The 13,415-nt window shown below is 64.9% G+C and carries 12 protein-coding genes and 1 tRNA gene; 6 read left to right on the plus strand and 7 right to left on the minus strand.

The window, feature by feature from the left end:
* Positions 1-129 precede the first annotated feature (129 nt).
* Entirely contained in the window at positions 130-633 is a 504-nt protein-coding gene (bamE, locus tag ACFW0B_RS02105; RefSeq protein ID WP_449146302.1) for an outer membrane protein assembly factor BamE domain-containing protein, read from the minus strand.
* A 321-nt stretch (positions 634-954) separates the two neighbouring features.
* Here bamE and mgtE point away from each other — a divergent pair, with 321 nt between their 5' ends.
* Positions 955-2,397, plus strand: coding sequence for a magnesium transporter (mgtE, locus tag ACFW0B_RS02110; RefSeq protein ID WP_449146303.1), 1,443 nt, complete (start codon positions 955-957; stop codon positions 2,395-2,397).
* 145 nt (positions 2,398-2,542) lie between these two features.
* On the opposite strand, the gene ACFW0B_RS02115 is transcribed toward mgtE, so the two are convergent.
* Entirely contained in the window at positions 2,543-2,869 is a 327-nt protein-coding gene (locus ACFW0B_RS02115) for an Arc family DNA-binding protein (RefSeq protein ID WP_151135887.1), read from the minus strand.
* Positions 2,870-3,363: 494 nt separating this feature from the next.
* Between ACFW0B_RS02115 and phnN the strand changes: the two genes are divergently transcribed.
* Positions 3,364-3,948, plus strand: a complete 585-nt coding sequence (phnN, locus tag ACFW0B_RS02120) for a phosphonate metabolism protein/1,5-bisphosphokinase (PRPP-forming) PhnN (protein WP_449146304.1) — start codon at positions 3,364-3,366, stop codon at positions 3,946-3,948.
* A 13-nt stretch (positions 3,949-3,961) separates the two neighbouring features.
* Here the strand turns inward: phnN and ACFW0B_RS02125 are convergent, their stop codons facing one another.
* Positions 3,962-4,429 carry an Lrp/AsnC family transcriptional regulator gene (locus tag ACFW0B_RS02125; protein WP_449146305.1) on the minus strand — a complete coding sequence of 156 codons (468 nt, stop codon included), beginning with the start codon at positions 4,427-4,429 and terminating at the stop codon, positions 3,962-3,964.
* A 200-nt stretch (positions 4,430-4,629) separates the two neighbouring features.
* Between ACFW0B_RS02125 and ACFW0B_RS02130 the strand changes: the two genes are divergently transcribed.
* The 4 genes from ACFW0B_RS02130 to ACFW0B_RS02145 all read left to right on the plus strand — a co-directional run bounded on the left by ACFW0B_RS02130 (position 4,630) and on the right by ACFW0B_RS02145 (position 9,700).
* Positions 4,630-8,097, plus strand: a complete 3,468-nt coding sequence (locus tag ACFW0B_RS02130) for an indolepyruvate ferredoxin oxidoreductase family protein (protein WP_449146306.1) — start codon at positions 4,630-4,632, stop codon at positions 8,095-8,097.
* A 107-nt stretch (positions 8,098-8,204) separates the two neighbouring features.
* A complete protein-coding gene (locus tag ACFW0B_RS02135; RefSeq protein ID WP_449146307.1) occupies positions 8,205-9,257 on the plus strand; it encodes a Glu/Leu/Phe/Val dehydrogenase dimerization domain-containing protein in 1,053 nt (350 codons plus the stop codon).
* Positions 9,258-9,365: 108 nt separating this feature from the next.
* Positions 9,366-9,442 (plus strand) — tRNA-Arg (locus ACFW0B_RS02140).
* 117 nt (positions 9,443-9,559) lie between these two features.
* A complete protein-coding gene (locus ACFW0B_RS02145; RefSeq protein WP_449146308.1) occupies positions 9,560-9,700 on the plus strand; it encodes a hypothetical protein in 141 nt (46 codons plus the stop codon).
* Between the two features lie 36 nt (positions 9,701-9,736).
* On the opposite strand, the gene ACFW0B_RS02150 is transcribed toward ACFW0B_RS02145, so the two are convergent.
* Genes ACFW0B_RS02150 through ACFW0B_RS02165 form a run of 4 tightly spaced genes read right to left on the minus strand, consistent with a single transcriptional unit; the run spans position 9,737 to position 13,344 of the window.
* Positions 9,737-10,816, minus strand: coding sequence for an ABC transporter permease (locus ACFW0B_RS02150; protein ID WP_449146309.1), 1,080 nt, complete (start codon positions 10,814-10,816; stop codon positions 9,737-9,739).
* Positions 10,813-11,760 carry an ABC transporter ATP-binding protein gene (locus ACFW0B_RS02155; RefSeq protein WP_449146310.1) on the minus strand — a complete coding sequence of 316 codons (948 nt, stop codon included), beginning with the start codon at positions 11,758-11,760 and terminating at the stop codon, positions 10,813-10,815. The genes ACFW0B_RS02150 and ACFW0B_RS02155 overlap by 4 nt, the downstream gene beginning before the upstream one ends.
* A complete protein-coding gene (locus tag ACFW0B_RS02160) occupies positions 11,747-12,709 on the minus strand; it encodes an HlyD family secretion protein (RefSeq protein WP_449146311.1) in 963 nt (320 codons plus the stop codon). Before ACFW0B_RS02160 ends, ACFW0B_RS02155 begins: the two co-directional genes overlap by 14 nt.
* Positions 12,706-13,344, minus strand: a complete 639-nt coding sequence (locus ACFW0B_RS02165; protein WP_449146312.1) for a TetR/AcrR family transcriptional regulator — start codon at positions 13,342-13,344, stop codon at positions 12,706-12,708. Before ACFW0B_RS02165 ends, ACFW0B_RS02160 begins: the two co-directional genes overlap by 4 nt.
* Positions 13,345-13,415: the final 71 nt, after the last annotated feature.

Below are 13,415 nucleotides of genomic sequence, written 5' to 3' on the forward strand. Positions count from 1 at the left end.
CGCTTGGACTGGTGTCGATACTGGATACGATCACTCGGCTTAGCCGTATGACCTGAACCGCCGTATACGGAACCGTACGTACGGTGGTGTGAGAGGACGGAGGCCGCGAGGCCTCCTCCTACTCGATGCTCAACGCCCGCCTTTCACACAGCCGTCCTCGTCGAATGCCACTAGTTGGCCGGCTCCTTTCTTCGCCTTGTAGTGGTACCGGACCTGGCCATTGGTCGCGCTGATGCGGTCGGGCCTGCCCAGCGCGCTTTCGACGTCGGCACGGGTCATGCCCTTGCGAACCTGCTTGCGAATGATCGCCCTGCGCCGTTCCTGCGGCGAAATCAGGTTGCCGCACACTTCTTCTCGCTCACCGACAACTACTATTTCCCTGGCGCGTTCAGGGCTTTCCCAGTTATGGCTCGGAAAGTACCGGCCGCCGATTTCTTCCGCTATCGGCTCGCTGCTCAACAGGTTCGGCGTCCTGGTGCGTTGATGCTCGACCTGGTTGTCCGGCGGGCAGCCATGCTGGTTGAAGCTGATGTTGCCGTCTGCATCGCTGCAGCGAAAGACGGACGCCGCATTCAGTGGGGTTTGCGGCAGGCAGGGCAGGGCAATGAGTGCGAGGATCGAGAGTCGTTTCATGGTGCCTTCTCCTTGGCATGGGCTCTCGAGCGTATCCGGTGATTTTCTTTGTGAGGGCGTGTCCTACAGAGGGTTGCCTTCGTCGCAGCAAAGCAAGGTGAGGGCAATCCCAGCTATGCGATGCAAGCGATTGTTCTTTCCACGATTTTGTAACGCGTGAGTCGAATGGCGGTGTTATCATTGCGCGGTCAGCCCCGCCGGGGCATTCGGACAACCATCATGGACTTACCCAGTAGTTACTCAGAATCCCGATTGCACAATCGCGAAATGACTGTCTGATCCCTTTCGGCGCGCCCCGCCGCTGGGGGTGGAGCGCGCTATATGACTGAAGTAGAAGCCAAAAAGCCGCAAGAGAGCCTGCAGGACCGCCTGGCCCAGGTAATCGATCTGCTGCATCGCCACAAGCTGGTGGAAGACCTGACCCACCGTCAGGAAGGCCAGCATCGCGACCTCGTTGAAGACCTCGTCCACCGGCAGAACCTTGCCGAGCTTCAGCGCAAGCTGGACGAGTTGCACCCTGCCGACATTGCCCACATCCTCGAAGCCCTGCCGCTGGATGACCGCCTGACGGTCTGGCAGCTGGTCAAGGCAGAGCGCGACGGCGACATTCTCCTCGAAGTATCCGACGCCGTCCGGGAGTCGCTGATCGCCGACATGGACGATCACGAGCTGCTTGCCGCGGCCAAGGAGATGGACGCCGACGAGCTGGCCGATCTCGCGCCGGAGTTGCCGCGGGACGTGATCCACGAGTTGATGGAATCCCTCGATGCGCAGCAGCGCGAGCGTGTTCGCTCGGTGCTGTCCTATGAGGAAGACCAGGTCGGCGCGCTGATGGACTTCGAGATGGTCACCATCCGCGATGACGTGGCCCTGGAAGTGGTGTTGCGCTACCTGCGTCGCCTCAAGGAACTGCCCGGCCACACCGACAAGCTCTTCGTGGTGGATTACGACGGCATCCTCAAGGGCGTCCTGCCCATCAAGCGTCTGCTGGTGAACGACCCGGAGAAGGAAGTGGCCGAAGTGATGGCCACCGACCCGGTGAGCTTCCATCCGGATGAGGACGCCTACGATGCCGCTCAGGCGTTCGAGCGTTACGACCTGGTTTCGGCGCCGGTGGTGGACAAGAACGGCAAGCTGATTGGCCGTCTGACCATCGACGAGATGGTCGACCTGATCCGTGAGGAGAGCGAGAACGAAGTCCTCAACATGGCTGGTCTGCGCGAAGAAGAAGACATCTTCGCCTCGGTCTGGAAATCCGTGGGTAACCGCTGGGCCTGGCTGGCGGTCAATCTGATCACCGCGTTCATCGCTTCGCGGGTCATCGGCCTGTTCGAAGGTTCCATCGAGAAGCTGGTGGCCCTTGCCGCGCTGATGCCTATCGTCGCCGGTATCGGCGGCAATTCCGGCAACCAGACCATCACCATGATCGTGCGCGCCATGGCCCTCGACCAGGTCGGTACGGGCAATACTTCGCGACTCCTGCGCAAGGAGCTGGGCGTGGCACTCATCAACGGCCTGGTCTGGGGTGGGGTGATTGGTCTGGTGGCCTACTACCTCTACGGCAGTTGGTCGCTGGGGGCGGTAATGACGGGCGCCATGACCTTGAACTTGTTGCTAGCGGCGCTCATGGGGGTGCTGATTCCCATGACCCTGACGCGCATGGGGCGCGACCCGGCGATGGGCTCCAGCGTGATGATCACGGCCATGACCGACAGTGGTGGCTTCTTCATCTTCCTCGGGCTTGCCACCCTGTTCCTGCTCTGATCAGCACACAAATGAAGAAGCCGCCTCACAAGGGCGGCTTCTTCGTTTCTGCATCAGCAGAGCATGCAGCCGCGGCTCCGAACCTTGAATCGGAGGCATGAAAAAACCGGCAATTGCCGGCTTCTTCAATCGATGCGGGACAAGCTTACGACTCCTCGGCAGCCAGTTCCGCATCGTGGGCGATCAGCGCAACCAGTGCGTTCTGCTGGCGCCGGGAGAGCTGACGGAAGCGCTGCAACAGCTCGCGTTCGTGCAGGCTCAGCTCCGGGCTGTCCAGGCGCATGGAAACGCCTTCGTCCAGGGCGCCTTCCTGGAGCATGCTCTGCTCGAGGCGGGCAATGATCTCGGAGTTCATGCTGCGGTGGTGGTTGCGAGCCACGACAGCAATGCGCTCGCGCATACCCTCGGGGAGACGAACGACGAATTTGTCAGCCGTACGACTGGAATAGATAGCCTGTTTCATAGGGCGCATACATTCAACCGGTTAGTTCAGGAAAGCGATGCTGGCAATTAGCTGCAAGATTGTCACCGGTTTGACTGTCCTCGGCAGCAATTGTTCAACCAGCTTCGCGATTCGATTCGGTATGACCCTGAGGTCAGTAGAACGGTTCCTTGACGTCAATTTGGTGTCGGATTGTGATTGCTATAGAGGCTTTTGGCCAGCACCAATTATCCGAATTGAGAGTGGCTGAACAATATTCAGACATTTCCTGCATGGGCCTCGGATAGCTCTAGCCTCTTCCTTCATCACGATCTGGCAGCTGCGGAGCAGCACTGCCTACCCGGGCAATGAAGGCGCCGTGATGCTGTGTTGCCATCATGTGCAAGGTTAGTCGCAGTTGTCTGACCACGCCCTTCGCAAAAGAATCCTTTGCGCTGTCATAAAAGCGGTTCAAAATTTTGAACCAGTCCCCACAACGCTCCGTCGTAACCATCGTTCGCAACCCATTTCCTTCAGGTGCATCCATGACAGGCAGGCTCATCTATCTCATCGGCCCGTCCGGTTCCGGCAAGGACAGCCTCCTGAATGCCGTGCGAGAGGGCCTGGGCGGGCAGGGCTGCCGTGTTGCACGCCGGGTCATCACCCGTTCCGCCGAGGCCAAGGGCGAACTGGCCGAAGCCGTCACTCCCGAAGCGTTCGCCGAACGCGAGGCCCGTGGCGATTTCGCCATGAGCTGGTACGCCAACGGACTGTCCTATGGCATCCCCCGAGTGATCGACGACTGGCTCGCTGCGGGCGACGACGTGTTGGTGAACGGCTCCCGTGGCTACCTGCCGGAAGCGCGCCGACGTTATCCACACCTGCTGGCCGTGCTGCTGACAGTGGAAGATGCCGTTCTGCGTAAGCGCCTGCATGTCCGCGGCCGGGAGTCGGCGGAAGAGATCGAAGCCCGCCTGGCGCGCAATGCCGGGTTTGCCGACACCCTGCTGGCGGGCGAGAACGCCGACCTTTGCCTGCTGGACAACTCCGGCTCCCTCGCCGAGACCTGCCAGCGCCTGCTGCAGCTCATGGAAGATCATCGTCCAGATGTGTGGCCGGATTCGGCCTGACTTGGCCTGACTCTCAGTCCAGCGGCAGCTCCGTGGTGCGCTTGACCTCACTCATGGCGATGTTCGAGTGCGCTTCCAGCACGTGGGGGCGCTGCAGCAACTGGTCCCGCAGGAAGCGCTCGTAGCCGGCGATGTCCTTGGCCACCACCTTCAGCAGGTAATCCGAGCCGCCGGCCATGGTGTAGCACTCCAGCACTTCCGGATAGCCGACGATCGCCTCCTCGAATTCCGTGAGGTTGTTGCGACCGTGGGCGGACAGCTTGATGTTGACGAAAACCGTGATCGAGAAACCCAGCAGCCTGGGATTGAGCAGGGCGACCTTGCGCTCGATCAGTCCATCCTCCTGCATGCGGTGAATGCGCCGCCAGCAGGGTGACTGGGACAGTTCCACCTTCTCGGCCACCTCGGCCGCGGACAGGTCGGCGTCGTGTTGCAGCAGGCGCAGGATCTTGCGGTCGATGGGGCTCAGCGGGTTCTGCATGAATCAGTCCGGAATCTTGTTTTTGTTGGAATGGTCATGCACAAGTCTGGCGTTGAAAGGCGAAAATAGAAAGAAAAAATCAGCACCGTCCGGTCATAGTCTTGGCATGTGTCCGGCGCAGCGATCCTGCGTCGGGCTGAACAAGAGATGGCATCCACCGTTGCCATCTAGGTCGCCATAAAAATAAAAGGAGCGCCCGAATGTCTCTGGCCGAGATCCGCCTGGATGACAAATACCGCCTCGAAACCGGTCACCTCTACCTCACCGGCACCCAGGCACTCACCCGCCTGCCGATGCTGCAGAAGCAGCGCGACAAGGCCCATGGTCTGAACACCGCGTGCTTCATATCAGGCTACCGCGGCTCGCCCCTCGGCAACCTCGACAAGAGCCTGTGGGAAGCCAAGGCCTTCCTCAAGGAAAACCACGTCCACTTCCAGCCCGGCGTCAACGAAGAACTGGCCGCCACCGCCTGTTGGGGCAGCCAGCAGACCAGCCTGTTCCCCGGTGCCCGCTACGACGGCGTGTTCTCCATGTGGTACGGCAAGGGCCCGGGTGTGGATCGCTGCGGCGACGTCTTCAAACACGGCAACTCCGCCGGCGTATCGCCCCACGGCGGCGTCCTGCTGCTGGCCGGTGACGACCACGGCTGCAAATCCTCCAGCATCGCCAACCAGAGCGAGCACGCCTTCATCGGCGCATCCATCCCGGTGCTGAACCCGGCCAACGTCCAGGAAATCCTCGACTACGGCATCATCGGTTGGGAGCTTTCGCGCTACAGCGGCTGCTGGGTCGCGCTCAAGACCATCGCCGAGAACGTCGATTCCTCGGCAGTGGTGGAAGTGGACCCGCTGCGGGTCGAGGTGAAGATCCCGGACGACTTCGTCCTGCCTGAAGACGGCGTGCACATCCGCTGGCCGGACCCGCCCCTGGCGCAGGAAAAGCGCCTGAACATGTACAAGATCTACGCCGCCCGTGCCTTCGCCCGCGCCAACAAGCTCAACCAGGTGATGCTGGATTCGCCCAACCCGCGCCTCGGCATTATCACCACCGGCAAGTCCTACCTCGACGTGCGCCAGGCCCTCAACGACCTGGGGCTGGACGAGGAACTCTGCGCCAAGGTCGGCCTGCGGGTGCTTAAGGTCGGCATGAGCTGGCCGCTGGAGCCCGTTTCCGTCCACGAATTCGCCGAAGGCCTGGATGAAATCCTGGTGGTGGAAGAGAAGCGCAGCATCATCGAGGACCAGGTCACCGGCCAGCTCTACAACTGGCCCGTGGACAAGCGCCCGCGCGTCGTCGGCGAGTTCGACGAGAACGGCGAGTCGCTGCTGCCCAACCTCAGCGAACTGACCCCGGCGATGATCGCCCGCGTCATCGCCAAGCGCCTGGCGCCCATCTACTCCAGCGAGCAGATCGAGTCCCGCCTGGCCTTCCTCGCCGCCAAGGAAAAGGCCCTGGCCGCGCCCAAGCACACCACTACCCGCACGCCGCACTTCTGCTCCGGCTGCCCGCACAACAGCTCCACCAAACTGCCCGAGGGCAGCCGCGCCCAAGGCGGCATCGGCTGCCATTACATGACCCAGTGGATGGACCGCAACACCGACACCTACACCCAGATGGGCGGGGAGGGCGCCACCTGGATCGGCCAGGCCCCCTTCACCGATACCCCGCACATCTTCCAGAACCTGGGTGACGGCACCTACTTCCACTCCGGCCAGCTGGCCCTGCGTGCCGCCGTGGCCGCCGGGGTCAACATCACTTACAAGATCCTCTACAACGACGCCGTAGCCATGACCGGCGGCCAGCCCATCGACGGTGAGCTGCGCGTCGACCAGCTCAGTCATCAGGTCTTCGCCGAAGGCGTGAAACGCATCGCCCTGGTCACTGACGAGCCGGAGAAATACCCGACCCGCGATACCTTCGCGCCCATCGTCACCTTCCACCATCGCCGCGAACTGGATGCCGTGCAGCGTGAACTGCGCGAGTTCAAGGGCGTGTCGGTGCTGATCTACGACCAGACCTGCGCCACCGAAAAGCGTCGCCGCCGCAAGCGCGGCAAGCTGGTGGACCCGGCCAAGCGTGCGTTCATCAACCCGGCCGTGTGCGAAGGCTGCGGCGACTGCAGCGTCAAATCCAACTGCCTGTCCGTGCTGCCGCTGGAAACCGAGCTGGGGCGCAAGCGCCAGATCGACCAGAACGCCTGCAACAAGGACTTCTCCTGCGTCGAAGGCTTCTGCCCGAGCTTCGTCACCGTGCATGGAGGCAGCCTGCGCAAGCCCGAGGCCGCCGGTGCCAAGGCGCTCTTCGTGGCCTTGCCGGAACCCTCCCAGCCGAGCCTGGAGCGTCCCTGGAACATCCTCCTGCCGGGCGTAGGCGGCAGCGGCGTGACCACCGTCGGCGCGTTGCTCGGCATGGCCGCCCACCTCGAAGGCAAGGGCTGCACCGTGCTCGACCAGGCCGGCCTGGCGCAAAAGTTCGGCCCGGTGATCACCCACATCCGTATCGCCGCCAAACAGGACGACATCTACGCCGTGCGCATCGCCGCCGGCGAAACCGACCTGTTGCTGGGTTGCGACCTGGTAGTGGCCGCCAGCGAGGAAGCCTTGGCCAAGCTCAACGACCACATCGCCCACGCCGTGGTCAACAGCCATGAGGCCGCCACCGCCGAGTTCACCCGCAACCCCGACGCCCAAGTGCCCGGCGCCGCCATGCGTGAAGCCCTGGTGGAAGCGGTGGGCGAGGCCAAGACCCACTTCGTCGACGCCACCCGCCTGGCCACCCGCCTGCTGGGCGACAGCATCGCCACCAACCTGTTCATGCTCGGCTACGCCTACCAGAAGGGCCTGGTGCCCATCTCCGCCGCCGCCATCGACAAGGCCATCGAACTCAACGGCGTGGCCGTCACCCTCAACCAGCAGGCGTTCCTCTGGGGCCGCCGCGCCGCCCACGACCTGCCGGCGGTGGAGAAACTCGCCCGCCCGGCCGAGATCGAAGCGCCGCGCTGCGAAACCCTGGAAGAGATCGTCCAGCACCGCGCCGATCACCTGCGTACCTACCAGAGCGCCGACTACGCCGAGCGCTACCGTGCCCTGGTGGAGCGCGTGCGCCAGGTCGACAGCGGTGAAGACAAGGCGCTGAGCCGCGCCGTTGCCCGCTACTACGCCAAGCTGCTGGCCTACAAGGACGAGTATGAAGTGGCGCGCCTCTACAGCGACGACGCTTTCCGCAAGCAGCTCGAAGCCCAGTTCGAGGGTGATTACCACCTGGAGTTCTACCTGGCGCCGTCCTGGCTGGCCAAGCCCGACCCGGTCACCGGCGAACCGCGCAAGCGCCGCTTCGGACCCTGGATGCTCAAGGCCTTCGGCGTGCTGGCGCGCTTCAAGTTCCTGCGTGGCACCGCCTTCGACCCCTTCGGCCATAGCGAAGAGCGCAAGCTCGAACGCGAACTGATCGCCGAGTACGAAGCCACGGTCGACCTGCTCATCAAGGAACTGAAGCCGAGCAACTACGCCACTGCCGTCGCCCTGGCCGAACTGCCAGAGCAGATCCGTGGCTACGGCCCGGTGAAGGAGCGCGCCCTGGCCAAGGTCCGCGAGCAGGAGAAGCAGCTGCGTAACCGCCTCACCGGCGGCGAAATCAAGGTCCTGAACCTGTTCGACCCGGCTGCCTGAACACAATCACGCCCTCAGACCTCGCCCCTCTCGCGCTTGCGGGAGAGGGGCCGGAGGAGGGCGCTCTTCGACTTGAAACACGCCATCACCGAATCAGAGGAACGTCCATGTCCGTCTTCACCCATGTCGAGTTCGATCATCACGAGCAAGTGGTCTTCGGCCACGACAAGGCCACTGGCCTCAAGGCCATTATCGCCATCCACAACAGCAACCTCGGCCCGGCCCTGGGCGGCTGCCGCATGTGGCCCTACCTGAATGACGAGCAGGCCCTGCGCGACGTGCTGCGCCTGTCCCGTGGCATGACCTACAAATCCGCCCTGGCCAACCTGCCGCTGGGCGGCGGTAAGGCAGTGATCATCGGCGACCCGCATCGCGACAAGAGCGAGGCACTGTTCCAGGCCATGGGCGACTTCGTCGACAGCCTGGGTGGCCGCTACATCACCGCCGCCGACTCCGGCACCGGCGTCACCGAGATGCGCATCATGGCCGAGCGAAGCCGCCATGTGGCTGGCGCCGGTACCCGCGAAGCCCTGGGCGGCGGCGTGCGAGACGGCAACCCGTCGCCGTCCACCGCCTACGGCACCTTCGTCGGCATCCGCGTGGCAGCCAAGCATCGCCTCGGCCGTGACGACCTGAGCGGCCTGCGCGTGGCCATCCAGGGCGTCGGCCAGGTGGGCTTCAGCCTGGCGCAGTACCTCAAGGAAGCCGGCGCGCAGCTGTGGGTCTGCGATATCCACGAAGCCAACGCCCGCCGCGCCGCCGAGCAACTGGGCGCCCAGGTCGTGGGGCAGAACGAGATCTACGGCCTGGACGTGGACGTTTTCGCGCCCTGCGCCATGGGTGGCATCATCAACCCGCAGACGCTGGAAGCCCTGCGTGCGCCCATCATCGCCGGCGCCGCCAACAACCAGCTGGCCGACGCCGGCCTGGCCGAGGAACTGCGTCGTCGCGGTACCCTCTATGCACCGGACTACGCCATCAACGCCGGCGGTATCATCGACGTCTGGTACGAGCGCAGCGGCGGCAGCGAGTCCGAACTGCGCAAGCACGTGGAAGGCATCGGCGAGACCCTGCGGGAAATCTTCGTCCGCGCCGACAGCGAAGGTCGCACCACTACCGCCGTGGCGGACCGCCTGGCCGAAGAGCGCTTCGGACGCTGACGGGAGTGCCTCGCGGGATAACTGTCCCGCGAGGCATGACAAATCGCGCGGACGTCGCTAACATGCCGGCCGTCCTCCGGACCTCGCCATCTCCGGCGAGCCCTCCGCGTCCCAGTAGCTCAATTGGATAGAGCATCCCCCTCCTAAGGGGAAGGTTGGTGGTTCGAACCCACTCTGGGACGCCATTTTTCCTGCATCTTCACCACTCCCCGTCGCTCCATACCGCTTGCCGCCTGTGCTTGCGACGCCTTGTGCCGCGCGCTTGACTGAAAGATGGGGGCTCACCTCACGGGAGAACTCAGATGCTCAAGCGCTTGATCCCCTTGGTAATGGTGGCGTTGTTCATCGCGATCAGCGGTTCGTCTTGCGATGGCGGCAGCGGTGGTAGCGGTGGCTCGCAACAGAGCGAGCCCATGGGCGGCGGCGGAGGCGGCGGCTACTAGTACGAACGAGCCCCGCCTGGTGCGGGGCTTTCGGCTTCAATCCAGCCGCTTGTGCACCCGCATCACTGCCACGCTGAGCATCACCAGGGTGAACACCGCCAGCACCACCAGTTCCAGCCAGAGGTCGGCCAGGCCCGCGCCGCGCAGCATGATGCCGCGGGTCAGGCGCAGGAAGTGGGTCAGCGGCAGAGTTTCGGCGATCCACTGTGCCGCCACGGGCATGCCGGCGAAGGGGAACATGAAGCCCGACAGGAGTATCTGTGGCAGGAAGGTGAAGAAGGCCATCTGCATGGCCTGGAACTGACTGCGCGCGAGGGTGGAGATGAACACGCCCAGGGTCAGGCTGGCGAAGATGAACACCAGCGACGCGCCGTAGAGTTCCAGCAGCGAACCGCGCACCGGTACCTCGAACAGCCACAGCCCCACCAGCAGGATCACCGTCACCTGCACCAGGCCGATGCCGACGAAGGGCAGCACCTTGCCCAGGGTCAGTTCCCAGGGGGAAACCGGCGTGGTGATCAGGAGTTCCATGTTGCCGCGCTCGCGTTCGCGCACCAGGGCGATGGCGGTGAACAGCACCATGGTCATGGTCAGGATCACGCCGATCAGCCCCGGCACCGTGTTCAGCGGCGCCAGGCGTTCCGGGTTGTAGAAATTCACCACCTGCACGCCGGTCAGGTTGGGCCAGCCGGGCAGGGGATAGGCTGCCAGCTGCCGGGCCGAGGCTTGCACCACCTGATCGGAGCCATCCACCACCAGTTGCAGGGGCGGGCGGTCCTTGTGTTGCAGGCGCGCCTCGAAGTCCGGCGGCACCACCAGGGCGGCGCTGATGCTGCCTTCGCGCAGCAGCTTGTCCAGTTGCTGCGGGGTGGCCAGCCGGTAGCGGTAGTCCAGCACCTGGCTGGCGCCGAACTCCGCCACCACTTCGCGGGAGCGGGCGGTATTGGCCTGGTCCAGCACGGCGGCGTGCAGGCCGCGCACGTCCATGTTGATGGCGTAGCCGAAGAGCACCAGTTGCATGATCGGGATGCCGACGATCATGGCGAAGGTCAGGCGGTCGCGGCGCAGCTGGCGGAGTTCCTTGAGGACGATGGCCCCCAGGCGGCGCAGGTTCATGACGAGGCTCCGACCTGCTTCAGCGGGCGGTGGGTGACGGCGACGAAAACGTCTTCGAGGTTGGCGTCGGTGGGTTTCACCTCGGCTTCGATGCCTTGTTCGGCCAGTTGCCGGGCGATGCGCTCGCGGGCGTCGTCGACGGCGCTGAGCACCCGCAACGTGGCGCCGATCTGCGCCATGGCGATAACTTCCCCGGCACCTTGCAGGGCGCGCTGGGCCTGGCGCGGCTGGGCGCACTCGACCAGCAGCGGGCGGCCGGGCAGGGCGGCCATCAGTTCGGCGGGGCTGCCGTCGGCCACCAAGCGGCCGGCGTCGAGGATGCCGAGGCGGGTGCAGCGCTCGGCTTCGTCCATGTAGTGGGTGGACACCAGCAGGGTGGTGCCGGCTTCGGCCAGTTCGAACAGCGAATCCCAGAATTCCCGGCGCGACTGCGGGTCCACGGCGCTGGTGGGTTCGTCGAGCAGGAGCAGATCGGGTTTGTGCAGCACCGCGCCGGCCAGCGCCAGGCGCTGCTTCTGGCCGCCGCTCATGGTGCCGGCGAGCTGCTTGCGGCGGTCCGCCAGCCAGTAGCGTTCCAGCAGTTCGTCGATGCGCTGGCGCGCCTGGCGGCGGTCCAGGCCCTGGACGGTGGCGAGGAATTCCAGGTTCTCGCCCACCGTGAGGTCTTCGTAGAGGGAGAACTTCTGGGTCATGTAGCCGATGCGCCGTTTCAGCGCTTCGGCGTCCTGGGGGATGCGGCAGCCGAGCACTTCGATCTCGCCGGCACTGGGCAGCAGCAGGCCGCAGAGCATGCGGATGGTGGTGGACTTGCCGCAGCCATTGGGGCCGAGGAAGCCGAATACCTCGGCACGGTTGACGTGCAGGTTCAGCCCGTCGACTGCGGTGAGCTGGCCGAAACGCTTGGTCAGGCCGCTTGCCCGGATCACCGCCTCATTGCTGTTCATGGCTCACTCGCTCCGCCTGCACTGGCAGGCCGGCGGGCAGCTTGCGCGCCGCCTCGCCCTTGAGCACCAGCTCGGCGCGATACACCAGGCGGCTGGCGTCTTCGCCGGTCAGGGCGAAATAGGGGGTGAAGCTGGACTCGCTGGCGATGCTGCGCACGGTCGCGTCGAAGGGCTCTTCCACACCTTCCACTTTCACCTTGAGGGCATCGCCGATGGCGATGTTCGGCCGCACGGAGGCCGGCACGTAAACCCGCGCGTAAGGCGCATCGCCCACCAGCAGGCTGACCAGCTCGGCATTCAGCGGCGGCTGGTCGCCGGGCTTGAAGGGCAGGGCGTCGACCCGGCCGGCGCGGGGCGCGCGCAGACTGAGGTGTTCGCGGGTGACCTTCAACTGCGCCAGGCGGCCTTGGGCGGCTTGGAGCAGCGCGGTGGCCTGCTCGATCTGCTCCGGGCGGGTGCCGTTGGTGAGTTCGCGCAACTGGGCATCGGCGTTGTTCACCGCGGCGCTGGCCTGGTCGCGGGTGGCGCGGGCGCGGTCCAGTTCGGCGATGGCCACCTGGCGGCGCTGGTAGAGGGCCGCGATGCGCTGGAAGTTGCGTTCGGCGTCGGTCAGCTCCGCGCGGTTGCGCTTGAGGATGGCGCGGGCGGCATCGACTGTCTCGCTGCGGGCGCCGTTGCTGAGTTCGTCGAGCCGCGCCCGGGCCTGGCCGACATCGCCTTCGGCTTCCGTGACGCGGGCGTCGAGGCGGCGCGGGTCCAGTTCCAGCAACAGCTGGCCTTCCTCCACCAGGTCGCCTTCGGCCACATGCCAGGCGAGGATGGTTTCCGAGGCTTCGGCGGGCAGGCCGATGCGGTCCCATTCCAGGGTGCCGAGCAGCGCCTGCCGGGCGGGGTCTTCGCAGCCGGCGAGCAGGGTGCAGGCCAGCAGGCAGGGGAGCAGATGTTTCATGGCTTCACCTCCAGGCCCCGTTCGAGCAGCGCCAGAATGTGTTTCACCATGGCTTCGTCGCCCAGCTCCGGGCTGGTGAAGATGCCACGCCAGATCGGGCCGGCGGCGTAGGGCAGCATCACCATTCCCACCAGCGAGACCACCAGCAGGCGTGGGTCGATATCGGGATTCAGGCGGCCGCCGGCCTGGGCCCTGGCGAAGCGCTCGGCCAGCAGCACCGGTACCATCGGCGCGAAGCGGTTGGTGAGCATGTCGCGCAGGGCGCCGCCTTCGCAGAGCACTTCACGCACCCACAGCGGCGGCAGCCAGGGATTGCGGCTGAGGTTGGCACTCAGGCCGCGGACGAAAGCGCCGACCAGTTCCAGCGGATCGTCGCCGACCTGTTGCAGGCGCTCGGCCATGCCCTGGAACAGCGGGAGCAGGCGCTCTTCCACCAGCGCATCCACCAGGCGTTCCTTGTTGCCGAAGTAGTAGTTGACCAGGGCTGGGGTCACACCGGCCTGCTGGGCGATGCCGCGCAGGCTGGCGGCGTGGATGCCGATGCGGGCGAAGGCGTCGGTGGCGGCGTCCAGCAGGCGTTCGCGCTGGAGCTGGGACTCGCCCGTGGGGCGGCCTGGGGAGCGGGGGCGGGTCACGGTAACTATCTCCGGACAGCTGGGGATGATTTATTTAAATATCCATTTAATTAATTAACAACCGGAAGCCG

This window comes from Metapseudomonas phytobenefica (genome assembly GCF_043392685.1).
Taxonomy (GTDB): Bacteria; Pseudomonadota; Gammaproteobacteria; order Pseudomonadales; family Pseudomonadaceae; genus Metapseudomonas.